The sequence below is a fragment of the Acinetobacter sp. YH12140 genome (assembly GCF_013418475.1).
In the GTDB taxonomy this organism is placed as follows: Bacteria; Pseudomonadota; Gammaproteobacteria; order Pseudomonadales; family Moraxellaceae; genus Acinetobacter; species Acinetobacter amyesii.
The window spans coordinates 1-25,872 of the sequence record NZ_VPBZ01000001.1; the positions used below are offsets into that span (position 1 = coordinate 1).

Genomic DNA, 25,872 nt, shown 5'->3' on the forward strand with positions numbered 1-25,872 from the left:
TTATGTCCACTAAAGAGCCGTTGAAGACTACGACGTTGATAGGTTGGATGTGGAAGTGCGGTGACGCATGAAGCTGACCAATACTAATTGCTCGTGAGGCTTGACTATACAACACCCAAACAGTTGTATGTAAAGCATCAATTGATTCACATATAATCAATCAAACTTGATTTAGTTCAAAAGCTAGATACAATGAACACCTTAAATTAACTCAAGTACTTCTGTTAATAACTCATTTGGTAGAAAACTTAGCACGAAGAGCACTGCTCTGAGATTAGACTAAGCAAGTATCCATAACAGTTGTGCTGGCGACAATAGCAAGAGTGAACCACCTGATCCCTTCCCGAACTCAGAAGTGAAACCTCTTAGCGCTGATGGTAGTGTGGGGTTACCCATGTGAGAGTAAGTCATCGCCAGCTCATTATTCGAAACACCCCCTGATATCTCAGGGGGTGTTTTTTTATGTGGGGGAAAATAATAAGAACAATGAAAAACAAAAAATACAGTGACAGCCGGAGTAAAATGAATAAGAAATCTAATTATATAGTTAATTTATAAGGCGAATTGTTCCTAATAGAAGAATGAATTAGCTGAATAATGAGTCTAAAAAAGACAAAAAATCGGGCGTTCTCTTCGAAATTATGCTATAAAAAATAAAACGGCATAAAAATTGCTTATAAAGTGCGGTTAATTATAGGGGGAGTTATTAATGAAATTAGCGATGGGGTTAAAGGTTGCCAATTCCTTATCATTAACACCTCAATTACAACAAGCCATTCGTTTATTACAGCTTTCAAGTTTGGAATTGGAACAAGAAATTCAAATCCAACTCGACAGTAATCCTCTATTAGAGAAAGTTGAAGAACAAAATACCGTTGAAAGTTTAAATAGCTTACAAGAACAAGAAAGGGAAAATAAAGACTTAACCAATGAATTAAATGCCGATCATTTGCCTGATGAATTACCAGTGGATACGGAGTGGGATGATGTTTATACGCATCAACCAACAAGTTTAGGCGCTGCTGAATTTGAAGAGCGCGAAGATAATCGGCAGGGTCATCAAAGTTTACAAGCGCATATGCTTGAGCAAGTTAATCTTTTACACTTTTCTATGTTCGATAAATTAATTGCGCACTGTATTATCGATGCCTTAGATAACAAAGGTTTTTTAGATTGTGACTTAAATGAAATTACCCAATCAGTTCAGCATCTTTTAGACTCTATGGATTATGAAGAAGAAGTCGAAGATGACGAAGTTTTAGTAGTTTTAAAGCATATTCAGCGTCTAGATCCTGTTGGTGTGGGCTCACGCAATCTTGCCGAATGTTTAATGGTGCAAGTTGAAAATCTTCCTGAGCATGTCGAATATCGATATGAAGCTATTTTATTATTGAAAAATTATGAGTTGCTGATTAGTAATGAATTACCCAAGTTGATTAAGCAAACGGGATTAAATACAGAACAGCTCAAACTAGCCATTTCTTTGCTAAAAACATTAAAAGCGCATCCAGGGCAAGAATTTGAAGATAAAGATTCAGACTATCAAATTCCAGATGTTGTGGTTTTAAAAAAGAATGAACATTGGTTGGTTCAATTAAATCCTGATGTAATGCCAAAACTACGGGTAAATTCTTTTTATGCCAATATGATCAAGCGTGCAGATCAAAGTGACGATAATCAATATTTACGAAATCAAATGCTTGAAGCAAAGAATTTCATTAAAAGTATTGATGAACGACATAAAACATTATTAAAAGTAGCGACATGTATTGTGGAGCATCAACGAGCGTTCTTTGAACAAGGTCCTGAGGCAATGAAGCCTTTGGTACTACGAGACATTGCCGAAGAAGTCGAACTCCATGAATCCACAGTTTCCCGTGTAACCACAAATAAATATATGCTCACACCACGTGGATTATTTGAGTTGAAATATTTCTTCTCAAGTCATGTTGGGACATCGTCTGGTGGGGAAGCGTCTTCGACTGCAATCCGTGCAAAAATTAAAAAGTTGATTGCAGAAGAAAATACACGTAAACCTTTGTCTGATAATGCAATTGCAGTTTTACTTAATGCTGAAGGTATTGATGTTGCTCGTCGTACGGTTGCGAAGTATCGTGAATCGTTACATATTCCATCATCTTCAGAGCGAAAAGTGTTGATCTAAATTTGAAAATCTGACTATTCTAGAGATTCATTATGACGAAATAATGAATCTCTTTTTTATATAAGGAATAGCCGAAATGATCTGATCGTGTAAATGTATGCTTCGCATATTGAGTTGGATAATTCGGCTTGAACTTTTCCAGTCCTGAAAGAAGGTGAGGGATAGAATTATGCAGATTACAATTCGTGGCCACCATTTAACAATTACGCCAGCAATAGAAGAAAATATTCGTCTTAAATTTGCGGAAATGACCAAACATTTAGATCAGGTCAATAGTATGCAAGTTAAATTGACCAAAGATCATCAAGTTGATAAACGTTCAAAAAAAGGCAGTGATAATCATATTGCAGAAGCGATTATACGATTACCCGGGACCGAACTTTTTGCGCAAGCTTGCGCTGATGATATGTATACCTCGATCAAAAAATTATCTGAAAAATTAAAAAAACAATTGCATAAACATCGAAAAATGCAGCTCATTTATATGCCTTTAACGGTTTAGATTGTACATTGTACAAAAAGAGGTTTTTTATAACCTCTTTTTTTATATATATAATGTATGTGACTAATGAATTATTTTTTAGATTTATAGTAAAATGACAGGTTTTACACCGTTAGTCCTATATGGGGTCTTGTGATGAATAGTGAACAGCTCACTGAAATTTTAAAAGCTGCTTTTCCAGAAGCTGAGGTTGCAGTTAGTGGGCAAGGCGGCAAATTTGATCTACGCATCGTCGATGATCAATTTGAAGGGAAACGTCCTGTTGCTCGTCAACAATCTGTTTATGCACCTTTGAACTCCTACATTGCCAGCGGTGAAGTACATGCAGTAACAATTCGTGCAATGACCAAAGAAGAATGGCGCAAAGCAAGCTTATTCGGAGCTTAATAATTAATGGATAAATTTCTGATTCAGGGCGGTACTAAGCTCGAAGGTGAAGTTCGTATTTCTGGTGCGAAAAATGCTGCATTGCCATTACTCGCTGCAACTATCCTTGCGGATACACCTATTACATTAACCAATGTACCAAATCTTAAAGATGTGAACACCTTAGTGAAATTGATTGCAGGTTTAGGTGTTCAAATCAGTTATGAAGGTGATACGGTTAAGGCTGATACTTCTAGCTTAGATAACCAATTTGCACCATATGAACTCGTGAAAACCATGCGTGCATCTATTTTGGTGCTTGGCCCGTTATTGGCGCGCTATGGTAGTGCAAAAGTGTCTTTGCCGGGTGGATGTGCAATTGGTTCACGCCCTGTAGATCAACATTTAAAAGCTTTAGAAGCACTTGGTGCTGAAATTGAAGTTGAAGCAGGTTATGTGCATGCCAAAGTGGATGGTCGTCTAAAAGGTGGCGAAGTTGTCTTTGATATGGTCACAGTTGGTGGTACTGAAAATATTCTAACTGCTGCGGTTCTTGCAGACGGTGTAACGACCATTCGTAACGCGGCTCGTGAACCTGAAATTACCGATCTTGCTAATATGTTGATCAAGATGGGTGCAAAAATCGAAGGTTTGGACACTGATACTTTAGTTGTTACTGGTGTTGAAAGCCTATATGGCTGTGAATATGCCGTTGTTGCAGATCGTATCGAGACAGGTTCTTATCTAGCTGCTGCAGCGATCACAGGTGGTAAAATCAAAACTACACATACAGATCCTAACTTGTTGGAGTCTGTGCTAGATAAATTTGAAGAAATGGGCGCGGAAGTTACTCGCGGTGAAGATTGGATTGAACTGGATATGATGGGTAAACGCCCAAAAGCAGTAAGTTTCCAGACTTTACCACACCCAGAATTTCCTACCGATATGCAAGCACAGCTGATGGCGGTGAATGCGATTGGTCGTGGTTTTGCCACAATTTCAGAAACGATTTTTGAAAACCGTTTCATGCATGTACCTGAATTAGCACGTATGGGTGCTAATATTCAGGTTGAAGGTAATGATGCTGTTGTTACAGGTGTAGAGAAATTATCTGCTGCACCGGTGATGGCAACTGATTTACGAGCTTCTTTCTCATTGGTTTTAGCAGCACTTGCCGCTGATGGGGAAACGTTGATTGACCGTATCTATCATATTGACCGTGGTTATGAAGATGTTGAAGCGAAGTTACAAGGTTTAGGTGCCCAAATTAAGCGAGTAAGTTAATGAGCGATATGAGAAACGATGATCCCAATTTTGACGTAATGGGCAATTTTGATCATGGTTTAACTTTAGCATTAAGTAAGGGACGTATCTTAAAAGAAACTTTGCCATTGTTGGAGACAGCTGGCATTAACTTATTGGAAGATCCGGATAAATCTCGTAAGTTAATTTTTCCAACGACCCATAAGCACGTACGTATTTTAATTTTACGTGCTTCTGATGTACCAACTTATGTTGAAAATGGTGCTGCAGATATTGGGGTGGCAGGTAAAGATGTGCTGATGGAACATGGTGCACAAAATGTGTATGAACCATTGGACTTAAAAATTGCCAACTGTAAGTTAATGACGGCTGGTAAAGTCGGCATGGTACGTCCGAAAGGTCGTTTAAAGATTGCAACTAAGTACGTCAATTTAACCCGTCAATATTATGCAAGCTTAGGCGAGCAAGTTGATGTGATCAAACTGTATGGTTCTATGGAACTTGCACCTTTGGTTGGTTTAGGTGATTACATCGTCGATGTTGTGGATACAGGGAACACTTTACGTGCCAATGGTTTAGAGCCTTTGGAAGAAATTTGTAAAGTGTCTTCTCGGTTAATCGTGAACAAAGCAAGTTTTAAACGTAAACAAACTTTGTTGAATCCGATTCTTGCACAGCTAGAAAAAGCCGTGGAAGAACGCGAGCAAGTAAAGAAAGCATAATTTGTTGAGTTGCTAACTATGCTGATCAAACCGCTCAAATTTGGGCGGTTTTTTTATGAAAACTGAAAAATAATGATAAAACTGTATTTTCATCAATTTTAACGAAAGTTATTTTCAATAAAACTCCACATGAACACATGCGATAGATGTCCACAAGCTGCTGTAAAACAGGTAAACTAATCTTTTCCAATAGATTACCTTGTGGGTAAATTGATGCGACGTTTATCGACTCAAGATCAAAACTTCAAGCAAGCTTTTGCTGACTTGTTGGCTTTTGAAACTGTGAATGATCCAGAACTTTTAAAAACCGTTGACCAAATCATTGCTGATGTTCGTCAGCATGGTGATGCTCATGTTCTTAAATTGACACAGCAGTTCGATCGACATCCAGCGCATCAATTCTCAGAATTAGAGCTGACACAAGAACAGCTGAAAGCAGCATTTGATGGTTTAAGTTCAGAAGTGCGTGAAGCCTTAGAACTTGCTGCGAACCGTGTTCGTGAATTTCACCAAGCACAAAAGCAAGACGGCTGGACCTATGTTGATGCTCTAGGAAATACGCTTGGTCAAAAAGTCACACCGCTGGACCGTGTGGGTATCTATGTGCCGGGCGGTTTAGCTTCTTATCCGTCTTCTGTATTGATGAATGCTGTACCTGCGCATGTTGCTGGCGTGCCTGAAATTATTATGGTGGTGCCTGCGCCGAATGGTGATTTGAATCCATTGGTTTTGGCAGCAGCTTACTTAGCCGGCGTACACCGTGTATTTACCATTGGCGGCGCGCAAGCGGTTGCAGCATTGGCTTATGGTACAGAAACTATTCCATCTGTGGACAAAATTACTGGCCCGGGCAACCGTTTTGTTGCTGCAGCAAAACGTGCAGTATTTGGTCAAGTCGGTATTGATATGATTGCAGGGCCATCCGAAATTTTGGTCTATGCCGAAGGTCAAAACAATGCTGAATGGCTGGCAATGGATTTATTGTCACAAGCGGAACATGACACTGTGGCTCAAGCGGTATTTATTACGCCAGATGCAGAACTTTTAGATCAAGTTGAGCAATGGATTGAAAAGCATTTAGAAGCGTTACCAAAAGCAGATATTGCGCGAACTTCAATCGAAAACCGCGGCGCATTGGTTTTAGTCAAAGACCGAGCGGAAGGCGCCGAATTGATTAACCAAGTTGCGCCTGAACATTTGATGCTGTGCTTAGATGAAGCACAGGAAATGGCTGAAGATATCCGCCATGCCGGCGCAATCTTCATGGGGCGTTATACACCGGAAGCGATTGGTGATTACTGTGCAGGTCCAAACCACGTGTTGCCTACTTCTGGCACAGCGCGTTTCTCATCACCGCTTGGTGTATATGATTTCCAAAAGCGCTCAAGTTTAATCATGTGTTCTGAAGCTGGCGTGAAAACTTTAGCGAAAACGGCTGATACATTAGCGCAGCAGGAAAATTTAGATGCACATGCGCGTTCAGCACGCTATCGTTATCAGTAATTAAATATAGACTAGGTGAAAAACTTAGTTTTCCAAAACTATAAACCTCTCCCTAACCCTCTCCTGAAAGGAGAGGGGAAATCTCATAAAATGAGTATTCCTCTCCCTGAACTAGCTTTAAGGATTCCTTTAAAGCGAAGTGCAAGAGAGGTTAGGAGAGGGTGAAAAAGAGCAAAATAAAATGCCAAATATTACCTCTGAACAAATGCGTTTTTGGAGCCCTGATGTACGTGAATTAGAACCGTACACACCTGGTGAGCAGCCTAAAATCCAAAATATTTTAAAACTCAATACCAATGAAAATCCGTATCCGCCATCGCCAAAAGTGGTGGAAGCAGTACAAAAAGTGTTGGCAAATTCTGCTGATGTTTTACGTTTATATCCAGATCCAGATGCGTCTGAGTTAAAGCAAGCGATTGCAAAACAGCAGCAAGTACCTGTTGAGCAGGTCTTTGTCGGCAATGGCTCGGACGAAGTGCTGGCGCACATTTTTAAAGCCTTTTTTGTGCAAGAACTGCCGGTTCTGTATCCTGACATTACCTACAGTTTTTATCCGGTATATAGCCAATTTTTTGGTATAGCTGCCAATACTAAAATTTTGCCCCTGAACGATGACTTTGAAATTGTGGTGGATGACTATAAACAACCTAATGGTGGCATCATTATTACCAATCCGAATGCGCCTACGAGTATTGCTTTAGGTTTGTCTGCAATTGAGGAAGTGTTGCAAGCCAATCCGAATTCAGTGGTTGTGATTGATGAGGCGTATGTCGATTTCGGTGCGGAATCTGCTGTGGCTTTGGTTGCGAAATATGAAAACCTTGTGGTTTGTCAAACGACGTCTAAGTCGCGTTCACTTGCCGGTTTGCGCGTTGGTTTCGCGATTGCGCAGCCGCATTTAATCGCAGCGCTTGAAGCGGTAAAAAACAGCTTTAACTCTTATCCGATGGATCGTTTTGCGATTGCAGCAGCCGTGGCGTCATTTGAGGATCAAGCGTATTTTGAAGTGCAAAATGCCAAGGTGATTGCGAGCCGTGAAAAGCTTGTAGAGCAGCTGTCTGAGCTGGGCTTTAAGGTATTGCCGTCTGCGGCAAACTTTATTTTTGCATCATTGCCTAATAAAGATGCAAGTGAGTTGGCTGCTGATTTGCGCGAACGCGGAATTATCGTGCGTTATTTTAATAAGCCGCGGATTAATCAATTCCTTCGTATCACCATTGGTACAGATGAACAAAATCAGCGCCTTGTAGATACTTTGAAAAACGATATTTTGGCTTAATCTTTGCAATCTCCGCGAAATGTAAATCTAGCCTAATCTTCCTTTTTTAAAAGGAAGTTGGGATAGATAGATCAAAAAAGCGATTCAATAGAATCGCTTTTTTGTTATTCAGGTTTATGCCAGGTATTTAACAAATCCAGCATGGCTTCGACTTTATCAAAGCATTCTTGATATTCAGCATCGCAATCTGACGCGATGGTGATTCCGCCGCCTGCCCACAGCGAAACCTGATCTTGGTATTTTTGAATAGAGCGGATCAAAATATTCCAAGAGCCTGTACCATCGTGATTAAAATAACCCATCGAGCCGCAATAGGCGCCGCGCGGGGAGCCTTCAAGTTCTTCAATGATTTGCATCGCACGAATTTTAGGCGCGCCGGTAATCGAACCGCCCGGCAGTGCCGACATCAGAACCTCAAAAGGATTTACATTTGTTTTCAGCACGGCTTCAACTTCACTGACCATGTGATGCACTTGGTTAAAACTTTCAATATCAAAAAGTTTAGGTGTTTTTACAGAACCCGTTTCAGCATAAACACTCAAATCATTACGTAGTAAGTCGACAATCATGACATTCTCGGCCATGTCTTTTTCAGATGATTTTAATCGTTGTTTTGAGTGCGCATCTAAAACTGGATCTTCATAGCGAGGCATCGTGCCTTTGATTGGTTTAGTAATAATCTTGCGTTTAGGCTTAAAATCTATAAAAAGTTCAGGCGAACAACTTAAAATTTCAAAATCATCAATACGTAAGTAGCCTGAATATGATGCATCAGTCAGTGACCAAAATTCTTGAGCGGTATCTAAGAGTGAACCGTTTGCTTGAGCTGTGAATTCTTGTGTTAAATTAATTTGATAGCAATCACCCGCTTTAATATATTCCTGCACTTGATCAAAGGCTTTCGTGTAGTCTGACTTAGACCATCTTGCAGTACATTTTTGTCTTAATTTAAATTGATTCTGAGTGATCTCTGTTTGAATGAACTGATCAATATAGTCGTAAATCTTAGCTGCAGAATGATCTGAACTATAAAAATACCAACCATCATTCTCTAATTTTAAAAAACTGGAAAATTGTCCTAAAAACAAGCGAGGTTGCGCTTTGGCGTGCAAGGAAATCTGTTGCTGCGCTGCATAATCATAGCTAATAAAACCAGCCCAGCCCCCAGAAAACCCGCTGCCTAAGTTTGAACATAAATCTTGGAAGGCAATATTTTGCAAGGGCTGAGTATCAGATTCCTCATATTGATCTAAATTGGTACGGACATAAGCTTTAAGTTCATCATTCTTCAATTGTTGATATTGATTTGCCAAAAAGCAAATAACAGGTTGGTTTTGATCTTCTAAAAAAATCACATGTGACAAGGGCGCAAGCGCTTGCAAAATTTTTTGAGCACTAACAGTTTGTTTGAGAATAAATTTTTTAAAAGAAATTGGTTTTTGCATCAACAGAAAAATTAACTTTAAAGACTAAAATGGATTTTATACCATTCCTAATTCATTTGGTTTGCAAATACCGTTTATCGGTAAGAATTAGATTGCGACCAACAACAGTTGAACAAATTTCAGCTTGGATATAATTTAATCGAGCGAGCAAACAACTCAAGGAAAGATTTAGCAGTTGTCACAAAATAATATTACAGCTGAATAAATCGAGTGGTTGAAAATCAAAAAAAATAAATACTCTTGGGAGAGTACCGTATGAAAAATTTCACTAAATTAGCTCTAGTTTCTTCAATCGCATTTAGTGCGAATGCTATGGCTATGCAAGCAATGGACGATGCTGCACTTAGTTCAACCACTGGTCAAGATGGTATTAACATCGGGATTGGTATCTCTAAAATTGAAATTGAAAAACTTTTCATTCACGATAACGACGGTTTAACGGATACAGCTAAGGGCGGTACAAGTACTGCTGGTGCGATCGTTATTCAAGGTAACAAGAAAGCTGGTGATCCTTTAGAAAATAAAGGTATCGTTATTGGTGCAAACTATGATAACGGTGGAGCTTATCTTCTACCTTCTCGCAATTTAGCTGATTTACGTATTGATACTGATGCTGGTACTGGTGCAAATGGTGCATTCATTAACATCGCAGCTGATGTTTCTGGTTTAGATATTAAAATTGGTGAAATTGGTGTAACAGCATCTGGTACAGCTGGTACTACAGGCATTCGCCGTGGTGGTAAGCTTGAAGGTACAGATGCAAACTACAATGCAATTTTATCTGGTCTTTCTCTAAAAACTGGACCAATGACTGCTAATGTTCAGTTAGGTGCTGCTCCACAAGGGGCTATGATTAAACTGAGTACAACTATGAAGGGTGGTTTAGAAATTAAAGATCTAGGTATCCTTGATGCATCAACTAAAACCGCTACACGTGAAGCAGGTGAAATCTTTATCGAAAGCATCAAAGTTGCTGATGCTGGTAAAACTGACTTAACAATTAATCAAGATGTTCGTATTTATGGTAAAGAAGGCACAAATAATGGTTATATTCAAATGGTAAGTAACTCTGGTCCAATTGATAATTATGTGAAAGGTGTTCATCTAGGAAGTAAAGACGCTGGTTCAATTGGTGATATCGAAGTTCAAGGTTTACAAACGTTCTACAGCCCAGCTATGGGTGTATATAACCAAGGTTCTGTAATTACAATTTCTAGTAAGTAATTTAGCATAAAAATAAGGCGCGTGTTGATCACGCGCTTTTTTTTACAAAAAAGTGCGGAATGACCCAATAAAGCATAAAAAAATGCTGTTTTTTTATAAAAAAAAAGGTATCTTGCATAATACATGGATGTAGAGCAATAGCTCTAAAAAATAATGAAAAAAGGCACATCATTGCCGATAACTAAAAGTTAGAAGATATGTTAGAGATAGCAGTAGGCTCGGCATTGATGTATTACTTTGCCAAAGAGTCCTTTGATTTAAAAGAAAAGCCAGTCGGAACAGTTCACTATACCGAAACATTGGATTCACGAAATGATTCCTTTACTCGGATGCACCGTGAATCTGTAAAAATTAAACCTGCCATAGAAGATCAATTTCGAGGCATCGTTCGGCAAGCTTATGACTACAGTTGTGGTTCAGCAGCCTTAACCACTTTATTAAATGGTTATGTCGGGACACAGCTAACTGAACAACAGACCATGAATGGTTTGCTGAAATTTGGTGAAACTGAAAAAATCATCGAACGTCGAAGTTTCTCCTTATTAGACATGAAACGTTTTGTCGCTGCTGTGGGGCTAGACAGTGGGGGCTACAAAGGTGAGTTTTCAGATCTAGTTAAGCAAGGTCAGCCTGCGATTGTTCCCATTTCATATGCTGGTTTTAAACATTTTGTGGTTTTTAAAGCCTATAAAGATGGGCGTGTTTATGTTGCAGATCCAGCACTGGGCAATATCAGTTTCGATGAAGTTAGATTCCAAGAAATATGGGAAAACAACACATTATTCTTAATCAACGTTGCGCCTGAGCAACGTAAAAATTTATTAGCTTTGCAAGATTCAGACTTGCGACATGTTGAAGATGCAACCGTCAACCGTTATGCATTGGTTGATATTCAATATCCGCAGTTTTACATGGAAAAAATTGCAGACAAGGCATCTACGATACGACTTGATAAAAACATGAATGAAGAGTCGGAGTCTTATGGTAAATCGAATTACAACTTTCTAAGGCTTTACTACAAGAGTAAATAATTAGATGAAAGCGTATAACAAAGTGTCAGGATTAAAAAAATAACAACGGTGGGAAGGAACATGAATCGTAAATGGATGAACAAAACACTACTAGCCATGAGTATTCAGGTGGTGATGGGGGTTGCCTATGCAGCTGAAGAGCCAAGCCTTGGAGAATATGATCCAGTTGAACAAGAGACAGTCGTAGAAGAGTCTGTATCTCCTGCTACTGTAAACCAAGCTGATAATGCACAAGAAGCTGCTGCCGAGCCTGAAATTGGACAGTATGAATCTGTTGAAGAGCCAGTACAATCTGAGGCACCACAAGTCGAAAGTGCTACTGCCACTGAAAAGGCATCGACAGCACTTCAACAGCAAGAGGGTGATGCGAGTCAAGAAGCTAACTTACAGGAAGTATTTAGCTCGAATGAACGTCAGTATTCATTGATTAAAAAAGGTGAAATATCATCTTTTTACGATATCGATTATACCTATTACCGTGATACTCAACTTGATATGGAAATGGCACAAGGCCAACTTTATCAACTCCGTGTACAAGAGAATGCAACACACTCAATGACCAATACATTTACCGTGCAATACGGTGTAATGGACAATTTGACATTCTCTGCATCTCTGCCTTTAGTAGCGAAAACTGACTTATTAAAAGATACTTCAACCGCGGGTTTAGGGGATATTTCTTTAGGCGCACGTTGGGAACCCTTCCCATTGAAGCAAGGTCGTTTGCCACTGATTTTATTTGGTAATTTATCTACGAAAACAGGTGATAGTCCATACGAAGTCAATGCAGTAAATGATCTAGCAACAGGTAAAGGTTACTATTCGGCAGGTATCGGTGCGAGTACGCGTAAATATATTGACCCTGTTGTGTTGTTTGCATCTGTTTCAGCTAACTATGGTTTCAAAGAAACGGGTTTAAACCAACGTCGTGGTACGCGTGTCATTGAAGAGTTTGAACCGGGAATTAGTGGTGGTTTTGCATTCGGTTTTGCATACTCGTTTAACTACGATGTTTCCCTCACCATGTCATATCAACAAAGTTTCAACACTGGCGCAGAATTTACGTATAGCAGTGGCGAATCCTATTCACCTGCAGACCAAACCAGTTCAACTCTAGCAATTTCTTTAGGTGTACGTGTATCTCCAGATACGATTGTGAACGGTACGGTGGGGCTAGGTTTAACTGAAGATGCACCAGATGTGTCTTTAGGACTTTCTTTCCCGTTAGATATTCTAGGTTTTGGAAAAAAACTTCGTTAAGAGGGCTGTCGTATGCGTAAAATTCGACTCAGCCCACTTTTTAGTGCGATCGTTTTAACGGGCTGTTCTAGTGCTGCTTTTGCACAATTGGGTACCAACCTTTCAGTTGATGTACGGTCACTTGCATTAGGGAATGCAGTAACTGCTGATCCTCCGGGGATTAGTGCCGTGCATTTTAACCCTGCAGCATTAACTAAAATTGAAGGTTTGCAAACCGATATGCAGGGGATCATTGCAAACTTTGATATTCAACGTGAATTTACCGTCCCTGCGGGTTATAACGTCTTTGGTTATTCAGATGACCCAATGGTCTGTAATGATGGCCCTGAAGTAACGGCAGATATTTGTACGGACTTTAAAGATAAGGTTTCTGGTGATGTTGAATATGCATCCCTATATGTACCTGTCTTAAAAAAGATGGTGGATTTTGGTGCTGGCCAACCCATTGCCGCACCAACGATGGGGATTGCCTATAATCCACCAGGTTCTAAAGCAACATTTGCATCCGCCGTTTATGCGCCTTTGATTGCGGGTTTTGGTGCTGAAAATGGCAACCCAGGTAATTTCATGGGGCAACAAGTTGCTCTAGAGCGTATTACTTATCTATCGCCAACTGTGGGTTATCAAGTTAGTGATGAGTTATCGATTGGTGGTGGTGTAGGGATGTCCTATCAAGCCATTGGATTGAAATCAGATCTACGATTTCCCAATGAGTTGATCGGCATGTTAAGGATGATTGATGAAGTCGTCTGTACGCCATTCAAGGAAAATTCGGACATTATTACCGACATCTTGCTATTGGGGATGTGTAATACCGAAGAAGGAATGAATCCATTTGGCAAATTTGGTCAGATGGAATTGGCTTTAGAGCAGTCACTGAGCCCAAGTTATAACTTAGGGGTTTTGTGGGAGCCACGCGAAGATTTTAGTTTTGGTATGGTGTACCAAAGCGCTGCGAAAATGCGCATGAAAGGTCGTTATCGCATTCATAATGCAAAAGCGCCTCAGGAGATGATTAAGGGATTAATGTCATCACCAACAGGTCAAATTTTAGCTGCAATTTTGGGTTTCCCAAATGCCGTGCCTAACTCGGAGTCGGGTTTGGTTTCGATGGATTTTGAATATCCACAGCACGTACAGGCCGGGATCAAATATAAGGTTATGCCTGATTTACAAATTAATTTTGATGTGGGCTGGACCGATTATCGTGCTTGGGACAAATTCCGTTTTGAATTCGACCGTCAAATTTCAGCGCTGAAAATTGCAAAATTATTATCTGAAAATGTGACCGATAATTCTTTGGCCTTACCTTTGAAATTTACATCGCCTTGGAACTGGGGTATTGGTATTGAATATTCTGCAACAGATCGTTTGAAATTACGTGCAGGTTATGAACCAAGGAGTACGTCTATTCCTGATGGTAAGCGAAATACCATGGTCCCGATTAATGGTGCGCAGCTCTTTGGTATGGGGATTGGATATCGTTTTGATGCAGATACGGATTTAGATTTATCAATCGGCTTTTTACGCAGTAAAGATAACATTCCAGCGAATACTAGTAGTCTTGCAAACTTAACCGGTGTGAATAACTTACTTTTAAACCCATATGCTGGACTGAATGTAAAAACCGATACGAAAATCACCATCCTAGGATTAAATTACAGAACTCGTTGGTAGGATAAGCAGACAGAATGAAAAGGATTTTATTCATAAAAACGTTACTTGCACTGTCTGTGGTGCAAGTGTCGTATACCAACGCTGGGGCGTTTCATACCATTATTGGGCCAGATGGGCGCCCAATGGTGGTACAAGTGCAAGAAAAACCAGCAAAGAAACCTAAAGAAAGTCCAACTGCTAAAACGATAGACTCTCAACCTGTACAACAAATTATTCAACCATCCGTAAGCATTAGTCCGTCTCAAACCAAGACACCGATGACACGTCAAACGAGTCCAACAGCACAGGCTGTTGGACCGGTGAATTCTCAACATTTAAGTATACGCGAGCCGGAAAAACGGGATGAAATTAAAGCTGTCACAGTAGATAAAATTAAAGACGTCTCAGGGGATAAAGTTCGCAAATCTGAAAAGTCAGCACAAGCTTCAGATATTTCAGCAAAAGTGGTACCTTCAACAGCATGGGCAGAAAAGTTACAGCAATCAGAGCTAACCCAACCTCGTGAAGCGTATCAGCCCAAAATTCTAGCTGAAAAAGATAAACCTGTCGTTGAGAAAAACATCCTTGCTGAGAAAGTAGTCAGTACTGATCAATCCGTACGATCTTCAGGTGAAAACTTAGAAAATAATCCTTCAAAACAATCGGCCAAGGCAAAACAAGAGCAAGGCTTTTCGACCCTGGCTGGTGAAAAGTATGTCAATAATGAATATCTTGAAGATAAAGAGTTTAACTTAGAAGGCAAAAAGCGCTTTTACACCATGCCCGAAGGCGTTATTGACAGCAAGATGGGGCAAACGCGGATGCAAACCATTGAACGTGAAAAAGGTGTCAGTCGCTCCGTCATTGATAATTTATTTAAACGTAATCAACCCGAAGATACAGGCCCGATCACTTTGGCCACATCGTATTATCGAGTCTCACAAGCTGACACCATTCAAGGTTTAGGTCAGCAATGTTTTTCGAATAAAAAAATGAAGAAAGCCAAAGAGCTCGACTTAGCTCAAGATATTAACTTATGGCCTCGAGCGCCTTTATCAGACGAATTTGACTATGAAGTCGTAAAACTAAAATCACCATTACAAAATATTCGTATACATTCATTTGCATCCAAAGTACAAAATCCTACATTTTATTGGCCATTTGCGGTATTTTTAGACAAAAATGGATGTGTCATGGAAGGCGCAGGTGGATTCAAAAATAACCAAGGTGAAGCGGATCATCTTTACCATGAAAAAATTGAAGGCGTGATTCAAGTGCCTAAAGGTAGCCAGTATTTATTTTTAACGCCTTTAGCAACAGCAATTGACGTCGATGGTCGCGTATTAACCAATCAAGGCCAACTTAAATTAACAGCAATCCGTTAAGGACATAAAAAAGAGAATTAGGATGAAAAATAAAATTTTATTACCGTTTGCTTTAACGGCATTGGTTGCAGCGCTCAGTGGCTGTGGCGGTGAAAGTGCAAATGTGAATCCTGAAATTTATGATACCAGTACAACCAATGGTACTTGTAAAAGTAATACCGAAGGCTGTGTTGAGTTCGTTTTAGATTATCCAATTGAAGGTCTGAATTTTAATTGTTCGAGCGACGTTAAAAATACCTACATTACTTTATTTGATCTAAAAGAAGGTGTTTCGACAGGTGCTTGTAAGATTGGCGATACGGTAACTTTCTTTGTCCAAGGTGAAAAATCACGTCGAATTGATTTGGGTAAAGTAGATTTGAAGCAAATTTCCAATGTAGCCAGTGGTACGACACCTCCACGCTTGACCTTATTGGATTTGGCAGCTGGCATCGCGGGTAAACCTGCTGCAACGATTGCAAATACCGACGCAACGGTTAAAGTGGCCATGCGTTTGGCTAAAATTATTCAAGCCTTGGCTTTGAAAAATAATAGCGCAGTTACAGCTACAGATATCCAAGCGGTTTATATCAACAATGCAGACAAAGTATTGATTGATCAAATCACTCGGAATGTCGCGACAGCAGATTTCAGTATCAGTTCAGATACGGAATTTAATGACCTGTTTACACCTTGGCTAGACCTGTCCGAAGTCAGCAATGAAAATGCATTTACCTTAGTTTCAAAACTCATGAATATCTCAACGGCTGCGGTTTACCAGCCAGAGTTTGCGTTGTTTTCAACTGATGGCGTGATTACCAATGCCAGTGGTTCAAATGGACTGGTCGGCTGTGACAAAAATGAATGTTTGCCGACCGATAGTTCAAAAGTCAATTTATTTGGTCATTTCATGTTAATGACGGACCGCCAAGGTATGACGTTTGGTAGTGGTTTACAGTGGAAGGGCAAAGTTGATCAACAGTTGAGTACCATTGGTGGTGTGAATGTCTTGCTCTTGACGCAGGTTCGACCAACACGTTTAACAGCAACGCCACAGGACAATTGGATCGATCCGCTTACCAAGCAAATTGATAAACCTGGCATTCTGGGTTTCCGTTTTGATGCAGAAGAAGCCAACTCTGGCCCTTTGATTATTAAACAAGGGACGCTACTTGCCGACAAAATGGTGGTCGGTACAGGTGGAAGTTTATATAAAACGTTAATGGCTAAAAAAGATGATTATGTTCTGACGGCCGATGATAAGAAAAAATTAGGTCTTTGGGAGCAAAACATTAACCAAGTGCAATTTAAAGGCACGATGGATTTATACAAGCTTTATCCGCTGTCGTATTTAGACAAAAAAGTCTTTAAGTCTGTTGAAAATGTTGCTGCTGGACAAAATTATATCTTCCCGTTATATGCAGATTTAACCTTTAAATTTACCGATCCCTCGATCAAAACAGTGAAATTGGGTGTGGTGATTGACCGTAATGGTGATATTCGCACAAATATAAAATCTGGCGTGCCAGATGATGTATTTACTCGTCAAGATAGTCAAATTGTCGATTTGTCTACACACGCGACGGAAGGCTGTAGTGGAAAAGATGTGCTCGATCCACTGTTAATGAAAGATGACAAAGGTGTACAGCAATATCGTATCGGAACGACAACCCGTACCTTTACGCCTGAAGGAAATATCAATCCAAATACCATTTCGATTCGTATGATTTTAGCTGACCCATATTTCCATACGCTTGATGGCGCGCTGATTGGAATGAACTCAAGTGTGAAAACTTCAGCGGATACATCAATGGTTGTAGGCGGTGCTTTAGTGCAGTTACACAATATGATTAATGCCAATGCAGGCACACGTCCCTCTGGCGTTGCTTTGACAGATTCGGATAATAAAGTGGTGAAGTGGGGGAATAGTTTGGCCAGCTTTAGTTATATTTATAGCTTAAAAAATCCAAATGATACTGCTGCGGCTCAAACGGCGAAGTTAAGCGGTGGTGATATTTCTTTAGAATTGGCCCCGTGTTACACCATCAAGGCTAAATAGTAGTTAAATCTTAGAAAAATAAAAAAGCCCATCTTTGATGGGCTTTTTTAATCATGCGGCCAGCAAATTAACCTGTGTGATCGAGTCGCGTACCAAGGGTTTCGAGATGCATTTCAAACTGACCTGTTTTGCGGTCAGCAAAATAATGCCGCAGCGTTCTTTCCACACTAGGAAAGGCTAAATCATCCCATGGAATATCTTCTTCACTAAATAATCGTGATTCAATGGTTTCATCACCCGCACCAAATTCACCATTGATTAATTCAGATTTGAACAAGGCATAAATTTGCCCAATACGTGGAATGTTATACATGCAATACAGTTGCTCAATATTGACTTCTGCTTCAGCTTCTTCGCGAGTCTCACGTGCTGCACCTTGCTCCATCGTCTCATAGAGTTCCATATAGCCAGCGGGTAATGTCCACAGCCCATAACGTGGCTCAATTGCACGACGGCAAAGTAAAACTTGATTGTCCCAAACGGCTAAAGCACCACAAATGACTTTAGGATTCACATAATGAATAAACCCACATGCGGTACAAATACGGCGTATCTGATGATCTCCAAGCGGGATCGCTTCTTTTGTTTTTTGTCCGCAGTTTGAGCAAAAGTTCATATTCATCGTCATGGATTGGGTGAACCGTCAGAATAACTTAAAAATAAAACTTTGGCATCATTTCTAACCAGCTTGGCCGAAATTCAGCTATGATGAAAACAAGATAATTATAAGGATGTAATGTGGATGGATGAGGGTTTATTGACTCAGCGATTGCAGCAAAGTTTACGTTTTTCTAAGCGTATTCAACCTGCGCATGCTGCTGTATTGATTGCGATTACCCAAGAAGATAATCCACGTATTTTATTGACCCGCCGCTCACTCTATATGAATAATCATGCCGGTGAAGTGTCCTTTCCCGGTGGCAAACGTGATGCCCAAGACACCAGTAATATCGTGGTGGCGTTAAGAGAAGCCCAAGAAGAAACCGCTCTAAATCCATTTGATGTGCAGCTTTTGGGTGATTTACCGATGCAAAAAGCACGGAATGGAATGTTAGTTAAACCGATCGTGGGGTTGATCCCGCCTGACGTAAATTTAATACCTCAACCCACTGAAATTGACCGTATTTTTTTTGCATCATTAAGACAGCTTTTAGAAACTCCACCAACGCCGTATGAAGTTCGTTTTGCCCAGCAATCACTATATTTCCCCAGTTTAAGAGTTGAAAATGAAATCGTTTGGGGTTTGACTGCACGGATGCTGATTTCCTTATTTCAATATGGTCTGAATTATCAAAAAGAATGGCCTTTTTTATTAAACTCTCCTTCATTTCATTTGGTCCGTGAGCCATAAATCATTTTTAGAAAGTCAAAATAGGATGTTTGATCATGTTGTACAAGTTTCAAGGATATAGCCCGAAAGCCACGCATCAACCTTGGGATGGTTGGGTTGCAGAAAATGCAACGGTCATTGGCCAAGTTGAATTAGGCCGAGAAGTGAGTGTTTGGTTTGGAGCCGTCATTCGAGGGGACAACAGTCGTATCAAACTGGGTGATTTTACCAATGTACAAGAAAATGCGGTTCTGCATACCGATGCGGGCATTGAAATGACCATTGGCGATTATGTCACGATTGGGCATCAAGCCATGCTACACGGATGTACTGTAGGTGATAATAGTCTGATTGGAATCAATGCCGTGGTCCTAAATCATGCCGTGATTGGTAAAAATTGCATCATAGGTGCGAATGCTTTAATTCCCGAAGGGAAGGTGATTCCGGATAATTCTGTTGTGATGGGTTCACCGGGTAAAGTCGTCAAGACTTTAGATGAACAAGCGGAAGCACGTCTAAAAATGAGTGCCTTGCACTATGCTGCTCATTTTAAACATTTTACTCAACTCGAAGTCGCTGAACTTTAAAACGCTATACATGGCAAGCAAAAAAGCCTCGACGTTTGTCGAGGCTTTTTTATGGATTAAATACAGAAAGCGCTGAGTCTGAGGTGGAAAATCTCGCGAACTGCGGTGGAGTGGAGTATCATATTCAACGTTTTTTAAGATTAAATTTAATTAAGGTTGCGCATGAAATTACTGGCATTGGAAACTGCCAATGAGCAGTGTTCCGTCTCGATTGTAGATGAAACTCAAGAGCTTTATTTTCAACTCGATTTACGGGCAAAAGCGCAGACGCAAACCATTCTCCCAATGATTGAGCAAGGGCTTAATCAAACTGCTATTGAGTTAGCGGATTTAACTGCAATTGCATTTAGTCGTGGGCCTGGCTCATTTAGTGGTGTTCGTATTAATGCAGCGGTAACACAGGCTTTGGCATGGGCCAATGACGTACCTGTTGTTCCAGTCTCGACTTTGCAAGCTTTGGCTCAAGCGGCGCATCGTCTACATGGTTTGACTGAAGTAACAGCAGTCCTTGATGCTCGCATGCAAGAAGTGTATATCGCAAGCTATCAACTCGATGCCAATGGCATTATGCAAGCTGTAGATGAAGAACAACTATTAAGTTACGCAGATGCCACACCACAGATCAAATTTACTGTCGTGGGTTCTGGTAGTGAGCTCATTCAATCAGAACAAACACAATACAAAGACTTAAGTGCAACAGCACAAGATATTGCTACTATTGCCCGCGAAGCGGCGCAAAGAAAAGCATGGGTGAGTGCTGAACTTGCATTGCCCGTATATTTACGAGATAACGCCTGGAAGAAAATTTCAGAACAAGGCAAGCCATAATTAGGGTTATATATGGATCTTCTACTGCTGCTCAAAGCGGCAATCATGGGTATTGTTGAAGGTATTACCGAATTTTTACCGATTTCAAGTACAGGGCATTTAATTCTGGCTTCAGAATTAATGAACTTTTGGACCAAAGAAAAAAGTGATGTTTTCGTGATCGCAATTCAAATGGGTGCGATTGCGGCGGTGATTTATGAATACTGGGGCCGCCTGTGGGGCGCAGCAACCGGTATGGTGACTGGTGAAGAAAAAGGTCGCCGTTTAGGTTTTGGCTTAATTCTCGCTTCGATTCCAATCGTGTTGATTGGTTTGACGTTTGGTCAGACGGTGAAAGAACTGCTGTTCAATAACATTGCGATTGCTATGGGGTTGATTATCGGTGGTTTGATCATTATTTGGATCGAAAAAAATCCACCGCAGGTGCGTGCCAAAGAAGTAGAAGATTTAACCATTAAAGATGCGATTTGGATTGGTTTAATTCAAGTTTTATCTTTAATTCCAGGGACTTCACGTTCAGGTGCAACCATTATTGGTGCCATGTTCTTAGGGGTTTCCCGTAAAGCAGCCACTGAGTTTTCATTCTTTTTGGGTATTCCGGTTATTGTCGGTGCAGGTTTACTGGATTTATATCAAAGCTATGATGTATTTCAAGGCACTCAAGATTGGACTGTGATCGCCGTTGGTTTAATCGTTTCATTTGTCTCTGCATTGATTTTAATTCGTGCGCTTGTCGCTTATGTGGCAAAACGTGATTTTATGATTTTTGCGTGGTATCGAATTGTTTCAGGTTTATTGATTTTATTGTTCGCATTTACAGGCTGGAAATTATGGTAAGCGAAATCCGCTTATACACAGAACAAGAGTTTCATGAGAAAGCACAGCAGTATTCTGCTGTGCTTTCTTCACGTGGCGTATCTGTAAATATTGAATTAATTGAAAAATTAAACGCGCGTTTTTTACGTTTAAACCCTGAACTCAGTTTGTGTGTCGATGCAGATGGTTTGTGGTTAGCGGCCAATGGCATGAAGATGCAACCCGATTGGAAAGCAGAAGTGGGGCGTTTAAAGCGAGCATCTTTAAAGTCTGAGATGATTGCACGTGCGTGTAATTTGGCTGAAAAGCCACAGCTTGTGGATGCAACCGCAGGGCTAGGGCACGATAGTTTATTGATGGCACATCTGGGTGCGCATGTGACCCTTGTGGAACGTCATCCAATTTTATTTACCCTATTGGAAGACTCACATCAACGCGCGCAGCAAGATGCATTTTTAAGTTCGGTTGTAGCTCGAATTGAATTGGTCTTTTCAGATTCGGCAGACTTTTTGAAACATTTGTCGACGACCAATCAAATCTTTGATGTGGTTTATCTCGATCCGATGTTTCCGCAGCGAGATCAAAACCAGCAAGCCGTCAAAAAGCAAGCTCAGGTCAAAAAACAAATGCAATTATTGCATTTGCTGTTACCTGAAGATGGTGAGATGGATTTAGGTGATAATTTACTGGATTTAGCACAAAAAATTGCTAAACGTGTCGTGGTTAAACGTCCACGATTGGCAGTTTTTTTAGCGAATCAAGAGCCGCAACATCAGTGGCAAGGCGATGCTTGTCGCTTTGATGCATATTTCCAACATGATCTTGTGACTTAAAATGATATTTGCTTCAATATTGTTCAAAGATTTGTTATATAGTTAAAAAATAGCATTGCTAAAAACGACATCAGGCATAAAATTATTTGTGCAATTAAGCGAGCCAAGGCCACCATTAGAACTCTATGATTGATTTCAAACCCTCCATCAATTTTTGGCATGATTTTAAAAGCAACCAAACTGCGGGGATGTGGTTATTTTTTGGGTCTCGTCGTTCTTTACAAATCGTTCGTCCATCGATTTTACAATTGGTGTTTTGGGGGATTTTAGGTGGTTGTGCTAACAGTTTATTTAGTTGGCTGAGCACGGGGCGTATTGGTGAATTTAACGCTCAAGGTCTTATAAGTTATGCCTTGTGGCCATTTATTGCTTTAATTGTGGGGATTTTCCTATCACAACGTGTAAATAATCCACGGTTAATGTTGGTCCCTGCATTGCTTTGGTTGGTGCTTGATACGCACATCATGTTGTTTCAATGTTTGATTCAATATTTGGGAGATCTCGATTTTCTCCCATACTTTCTGTATGACTACATTCCAACGTTATTCATTATTCTATTTGTTTGGCAAAGTTTGGCTGTCGTTTGGGTGTTTTCACGTGAGCTGAAATGGCCATGGTGGGAGCGAGCACTGATTATGGGTGCGACGCTATTTACTTTGGTCGTGTGGCAAGTCTCAGTCAAAGATCAGCCGATTTGGAAAGTAGAAGAAGTTCCTCCAAGCTTTGCTGAAGATGCATTTTATGCACAAAGCCGTTTGCTCAATAAATCTTTAGACGCAGTGGAATATGGTGAATTTGCCCAATCCCATTGGTACTTCTTAGGGGTGGCAGGTGCGAGTTATCAAGATGTCTTTAAACTGGAAATTGAACGGATTAAAGAACAGTTTGATACACGTTTTGGCACCTATGGGCGTTCGGTTGAGCTTATCAATAACCCTGCAACGCGCACTGAAATTCCGCTGGCATCTAAAACCAGTATGGAGTTGGCACTGCGTCGTATTGGTCAGCAGATGAACCGAGAAAGTGACGTCTTATTTTTATATATGACCTCACACGGTTTACCTAATGTCTTTGAAATGGAAAATGCACCTTTGGATTTGGCGCAAGTCGATCCTAAATGGTTAAAAGAAGCCTTGGATGCATCCGGAATTCGTTGGCGAGTGATCGTGATTTCTTCATGTTATTCAGGCAGTTTTATTCCAGCATTGCAAAATGATAATACTTTAATCATTACAGCATCGGCAGCTGATCGACAGTCTTTTGGCTGTTCGAATGAAGCTGAATACACCTATTTTGGTCGTGCGTTCTTTGATCAGGCGATGCGTGAGCAGACCAGTATTCAAGCTGCATTTAATGAAACCAAAGCGACTGTAGCAAAATGGGAAGCAGCGCAAGGTTTCGAACCTTCTGAACCACAGTGGTCGATGGGGAAAAACATGGCATTAATGTTGCCTCAATTAGAACAACGATTGTTCCCGCCGACAACTACTGCACCGGCTACGACGGTTACGCCTTAAAAGATCAAAAAAGTTTAGGATAAAGATCATGGAATTAGTACAACGAAATACTTGTTTTGCGGGTGAGCAGCGCATTTATCAATTGGATTCTTCAAGTCTAAAAACCCCAACAAAGTTTGGTATTTTTCTGCCAGAAGCAGCCTTGCAAGGCCAAGCGTGTCCTGCATTGTTTTATTTGGCGGGATTAACCTGTACCGAAGAAACCTTTGCTATTAAAGCGCATGCACAGCGTTTAGCTGCGCAGCTCGGCCTGATTTTAATCAGTCCTGATACTTCTCCACGTGGGGAACAGGTAGCGCAAGGCGATCATTGGGATATTGGGCAAGGCGCAGGCTTTTATATTAATGCAACGGAACAACCGTGGGCCGAGCATTATCAAATGGAACGTTTTCTTACTGAAGAATTGTATTCGCTGGTACAGACTGAATTTCCGCTACAAAAAGGTGCGATTGGCATATTAGGACATAGTATGGGCGGTCATGGTGCATTAACTTTAGCGCTGAAGCATCCGGACCTGTTTAAATCGGTTTCTGCTTTTGCACCGATTTGTGCGCCGAGTCAGTGTCCATGGGGTGAAAAAGCCTTTAGTCAATATCTAGGTTCAGATCGTCAGCAGTGGCTTCAGCATGATGCAACAGCTTTAGTGCAAACAAAAGGGGCTTTGTTTAAAGCCATTTTGATTGACCAAGGCATTGATGATCAATTTTATAGCCAGTTAAATCCGGCGTTGTTTCAGCAAGCGTGTGAGCAAGTTGGACAGCCACTCGAACTGCGTGAACATGTAGGCTATGATCATGGGTATTATTTTATTCAAAGTTTTATGGATGATCATTTGCAATTTCACGCTGTCCAATTGCAAACAGTAGTTCATTAATTCTAAAGCCAGTGGTTAAAAGTGTTGAGGCATAGCTTGCTTTGATATACGTATAAATAAAGCATGGTGATAAGCATTGCCATGCAAATGAATAAATTCGACATACCAAAAAAAATAATTTAGGGTACTTATGCAAAATTCACAGATGGAAACGCCGCTTCCGCCAGAGCTGCCCGTAATGAATCCACCGAGTCTATTTGGTGAGACAGAACAGGCTGATATTTTGGGAAGAAATTATCATTTTAGGTTTAAAGGTAATGCGTCTGAATATTTCGGTATTTGGATCGTGAATATCTTACTGACGATTGTCACGCTTGGACTTTATGCGCCTTGGGCAAAGGTCCGCCGTTTACGTTATTTTTATGGTAATACTTGGGTGTTTCAGCGTCGTTTTGACTTTACCGGTTTGCCTACAAAAATTTTAGTCGGGCGAATCATTGCGCTAGTGGTCTATGGTGGTTTCTCTTTTGCTATAAATTATTCTTGGGAAGCTTTCTTAGCGGGCTTTGTCCTAATCTTCTTTGCGGTTCCTTGGCTTATTCGATCTACGATTCGCTTCCGTGCCCGTAACAGTAAGTTTAGTAATAGCCGATTCTTTTTTTCTGGGACGAATAAAAGCGCGTATTGGTGCTTTGTTAAATGTCTTGCGGTGGTTGTCTTTACCCTTGGTTTGTTTACACCAGTTGCGGTCTGGCTATATAAACGTGAATGTCTGAATCATTTGTATCTGGGGCAGTTGAAATTTAATCTGAATAATACGTGGGGCGATTATATGCGTGCCATGTATGTGCCTTTATTTCTGTTTATGGGCTTTGGGGCATTGCTGGCAGTAATCTTTGCGATATTGTTTGGTAGTTCAGATGGTTTAAATGACGCATCTTATGTCTTCATTATTTTTGGTATGTATTTGATTGGCTACATGTTTATTTGGCCACTCACAGCTGCGCGTATTTTTATTACCACCTGGAATAACACCACGTTGAGCCGCAGTCAGTTTCATACGGACTGTAATCAATGGCGCTATGCATGGATTGTCTTGAGCAATTGGTTGGCTAAAGTGGTTAGCCTCGGTTTACTGACACCATGGGCAGTTGTACGACTATATAAATATCAGACTGAATCTTTGCACTTAATGTTGGTCGATGATCCAGACCAATTACAAAATCAAATGCAGCAAGATCACAATGCGATTGCTGAAGAATTATCCGATATTTTTGACCTAGATATTTCCTTATAACGCAGGTGAATT

Annotated in this window: 23 protein-coding genes and 2 rRNA genes; 23 read left to right on the forward strand and 2 right to left on the reverse strand. The window is 40.5% G+C overall.

The window, feature by feature from the left end; genetic code table 11:
* From FTU75_RS00005 to hisC, 9 genes are all read left to right on the forward strand, one after another.
* Nucleotides 1–108: ribosomal RNA gene (locus FTU75_RS00005) — 23S ribosomal RNA — on the forward strand; the annotation flags it as partial.
* A 196-nt stretch (nucleotides 109–304) separates the two neighbouring features.
* Nucleotides 305–419: ribosomal RNA gene (gene rrf / locus FTU75_RS00010) — 5S ribosomal RNA — on the forward strand.
* Between the two features lie 290 nt (nucleotides 420–709).
* Nucleotides 710–2,164, forward strand: a complete 1,455-nt coding sequence (locus FTU75_RS00015) for an RNA polymerase factor sigma-54 (protein ID WP_180114617.1) — start codon at nucleotides 710–712, stop codon at nucleotides 2,162–2,164.
* A 169-nt stretch (nucleotides 2,165–2,333) separates the two neighbouring features.
* Complete coding sequence (hpf, locus tag FTU75_RS00020) at nucleotides 2,334–2,666, forward strand: ribosome hibernation-promoting factor, HPF/YfiA family (protein WP_078191195.1); 333 nt, start codon at nucleotides 2,334–2,336, stop codon at nucleotides 2,664–2,666.
* A gap of 135 nt (nucleotides 2,667–2,801) precedes the next feature.
* Nucleotides 2,802–3,053: a BolA family iron metabolism protein IbaG gene (gene ibaG, locus FTU75_RS00025; RefSeq protein WP_078191194.1), complete on the forward strand. Its 252-nt coding sequence runs from the start codon at nucleotides 2,802–2,804 to the stop codon at nucleotides 3,051–3,053.
* A gap of 6 nt (nucleotides 3,054–3,059) precedes the next feature.
* Complete coding sequence (gene murA, locus FTU75_RS00030; protein WP_180114619.1) at nucleotides 3,060–4,316, forward strand: UDP-N-acetylglucosamine 1-carboxyvinyltransferase; 1,257 nt, start codon at nucleotides 3,060–3,062, stop codon at nucleotides 4,314–4,316.
* Nucleotides 4,316–5,017 carry an ATP phosphoribosyltransferase gene (gene hisG, locus FTU75_RS00035; protein ID WP_111884768.1) on the forward strand — a complete coding sequence of 234 codons (702 nt, stop codon included), beginning with the start codon at nucleotides 4,316–4,318 and terminating at the stop codon, nucleotides 5,015–5,017. The genes murA and hisG overlap by 1 nt, the downstream gene beginning before the upstream one ends.
* A 201-nt stretch (nucleotides 5,018–5,218) precedes the next feature.
* Nucleotides 5,219–6,520, forward strand: a complete 1,302-nt coding sequence (hisD, locus tag FTU75_RS00040; protein ID WP_162689747.1) for a histidinol dehydrogenase — start codon at nucleotides 5,219–5,221, stop codon at nucleotides 6,518–6,520.
* A gap of 181 nt (nucleotides 6,521–6,701) precedes the next feature.
* A complete protein-coding gene (gene hisC, locus FTU75_RS00045; protein WP_111884770.1) occupies nucleotides 6,702–7,799 on the forward strand; it encodes a histidinol-phosphate transaminase in 1,098 nt (365 codons plus the stop codon).
* A gap of 104 nt (nucleotides 7,800–7,903) precedes the next feature.
* On the opposite strand, the gene FTU75_RS00050 is transcribed toward hisC, so the two are convergent.
* Nucleotides 7,904–9,244, reverse strand: coding sequence for an anthranilate synthase component I family protein (locus FTU75_RS00050; RefSeq protein ID WP_180114621.1), 1,341 nt, complete (start codon nucleotides 9,242–9,244; stop codon nucleotides 7,904–7,906).
* A gap of 255 nt (nucleotides 9,245–9,499) precedes the next feature.
* Here FTU75_RS00050 and FTU75_RS00055 point away from each other — a divergent pair, with 255 nt between their 5' ends.
* The 6 genes from FTU75_RS00055 (at nucleotide 9,500) to FTU75_RS00080 (ending at nucleotide 17,838) form a co-directional block, all read left to right on the forward strand.
* Nucleotides 9,500–10,468, forward strand: coding sequence for a DUF6160 family protein (locus tag FTU75_RS00055; protein WP_111884772.1), 969 nt, complete (start codon nucleotides 9,500–9,502; stop codon nucleotides 10,466–10,468).
* A 197-nt stretch (nucleotides 10,469–10,665) separates the two neighbouring features.
* Nucleotides 10,666–11,499: a C39 family peptidase gene (locus tag FTU75_RS00060; protein ID WP_111884773.1), complete on the forward strand. Its 834-nt coding sequence runs from the start codon at nucleotides 10,666–10,668 to the stop codon at nucleotides 11,497–11,499.
* Nucleotides 11,500–11,559: 60 nt separating this feature from the next.
* Complete coding sequence (locus FTU75_RS00065; RefSeq protein WP_111884774.1) at nucleotides 11,560–12,759, forward strand: hypothetical protein; 1,200 nt, start codon at nucleotides 11,560–11,562, stop codon at nucleotides 12,757–12,759.
* Between the two features lie 12 nt (nucleotides 12,760–12,771).
* Nucleotides 12,772–14,436, forward strand: a complete 1,665-nt coding sequence (locus FTU75_RS00070; protein WP_111884775.1) for an OmpP1/FadL family transporter — start codon at nucleotides 12,772–12,774, stop codon at nucleotides 14,434–14,436.
* 14 nt (nucleotides 14,437–14,450) lie between these two features.
* Entirely contained in the window at nucleotides 14,451–15,800 is a 1,350-nt protein-coding gene (filE, locus tag FTU75_RS00075) for a putative pilus assembly protein FilE (protein WP_180114623.1), read from the forward strand.
* Nucleotides 15,801–15,822: 22 nt separating this feature from the next.
* Nucleotides 15,823–17,838, forward strand: a complete 2,016-nt coding sequence (locus FTU75_RS00080) for a hypothetical protein (RefSeq protein ID WP_180114625.1) — start codon at nucleotides 15,823–15,825, stop codon at nucleotides 17,836–17,838.
* A gap of 67 nt (nucleotides 17,839–17,905) precedes the next feature.
* Here the strand turns inward: FTU75_RS00080 and FTU75_RS00085 are convergent, their stop codons facing one another.
* Nucleotides 17,906–18,454 (reverse strand): NUDIX hydrolase, encoded by a 549-nt coding sequence (locus FTU75_RS00085; protein WP_078192366.1) that lies wholly within the window; start codon nucleotides 18,452–18,454, stop codon nucleotides 17,906–17,908.
* Between the two features lie 126 nt (nucleotides 18,455–18,580).
* On the opposite strand from FTU75_RS00085, the gene FTU75_RS00090 reads away from it, so the two are divergent.
* The 8 genes from FTU75_RS00090 (at nucleotide 18,581) to FTU75_RS00125 (ending at nucleotide 25,860) form a co-directional block, all read left to right on the forward strand.
* Complete coding sequence (locus FTU75_RS00090) at nucleotides 18,581–19,189, forward strand: CoA pyrophosphatase (protein WP_180114847.1); 609 nt, start codon at nucleotides 18,581–18,583, stop codon at nucleotides 19,187–19,189.
* A gap of 35 nt (nucleotides 19,190–19,224) precedes the next feature.
* Nucleotides 19,225–19,755, forward strand: coding sequence for a gamma carbonic anhydrase family protein (locus FTU75_RS00095; protein ID WP_180114627.1), 531 nt, complete (start codon nucleotides 19,225–19,227; stop codon nucleotides 19,753–19,755).
* A gap of 162 nt (nucleotides 19,756–19,917) precedes the next feature.
* On the forward strand, nucleotides 19,918–20,583 hold the full coding sequence (tsaB, locus tag FTU75_RS00100) for a tRNA (adenosine(37)-N6)-threonylcarbamoyltransferase complex dimerization subunit type 1 TsaB (protein WP_180114629.1): 666 nt from the start codon (nucleotides 19,918–19,920) through the stop codon (nucleotides 20,581–20,583).
* A gap of 12 nt (nucleotides 20,584–20,595) precedes the next feature.
* Nucleotides 20,596–21,420 (forward strand): undecaprenyl-diphosphate phosphatase, encoded by an 825-nt coding sequence (locus FTU75_RS00105; RefSeq protein ID WP_078191179.1) that lies wholly within the window; start codon nucleotides 20,596–20,598, stop codon nucleotides 21,418–21,420.
* Nucleotides 21,414–22,232, forward strand: coding sequence for a class I SAM-dependent methyltransferase (locus FTU75_RS00110; RefSeq protein ID WP_218948292.1), 819 nt, complete (start codon nucleotides 21,414–21,416; stop codon nucleotides 22,230–22,232). Before FTU75_RS00105 ends, FTU75_RS00110 begins: the two co-directional genes overlap by 7 nt.
* Before the next feature lie 125 nt (nucleotides 22,233–22,357).
* Nucleotides 22,358–23,749 carry a C13 family peptidase gene (locus FTU75_RS00115; protein WP_180021433.1) on the forward strand — a complete coding sequence of 464 codons (1,392 nt, stop codon included), beginning with the start codon at nucleotides 22,358–22,360 and terminating at the stop codon, nucleotides 23,747–23,749.
* Between the two features lie 28 nt (nucleotides 23,750–23,777).
* Nucleotides 23,778–24,623: an S-formylglutathione hydrolase gene (gene fghA / locus FTU75_RS00120; protein ID WP_180114631.1), complete on the forward strand. Its 846-nt coding sequence runs from the start codon at nucleotides 23,778–23,780 to the stop codon at nucleotides 24,621–24,623.
* A 130-nt stretch (nucleotides 24,624–24,753) separates the two neighbouring features.
* A complete protein-coding gene (locus tag FTU75_RS00125) occupies nucleotides 24,754–25,860 on the forward strand; it encodes a YjgN family protein (protein WP_180114633.1) in 1,107 nt (368 codons plus the stop codon).
* Nucleotides 25,861–25,872: the final 12 nt, after the last annotated feature.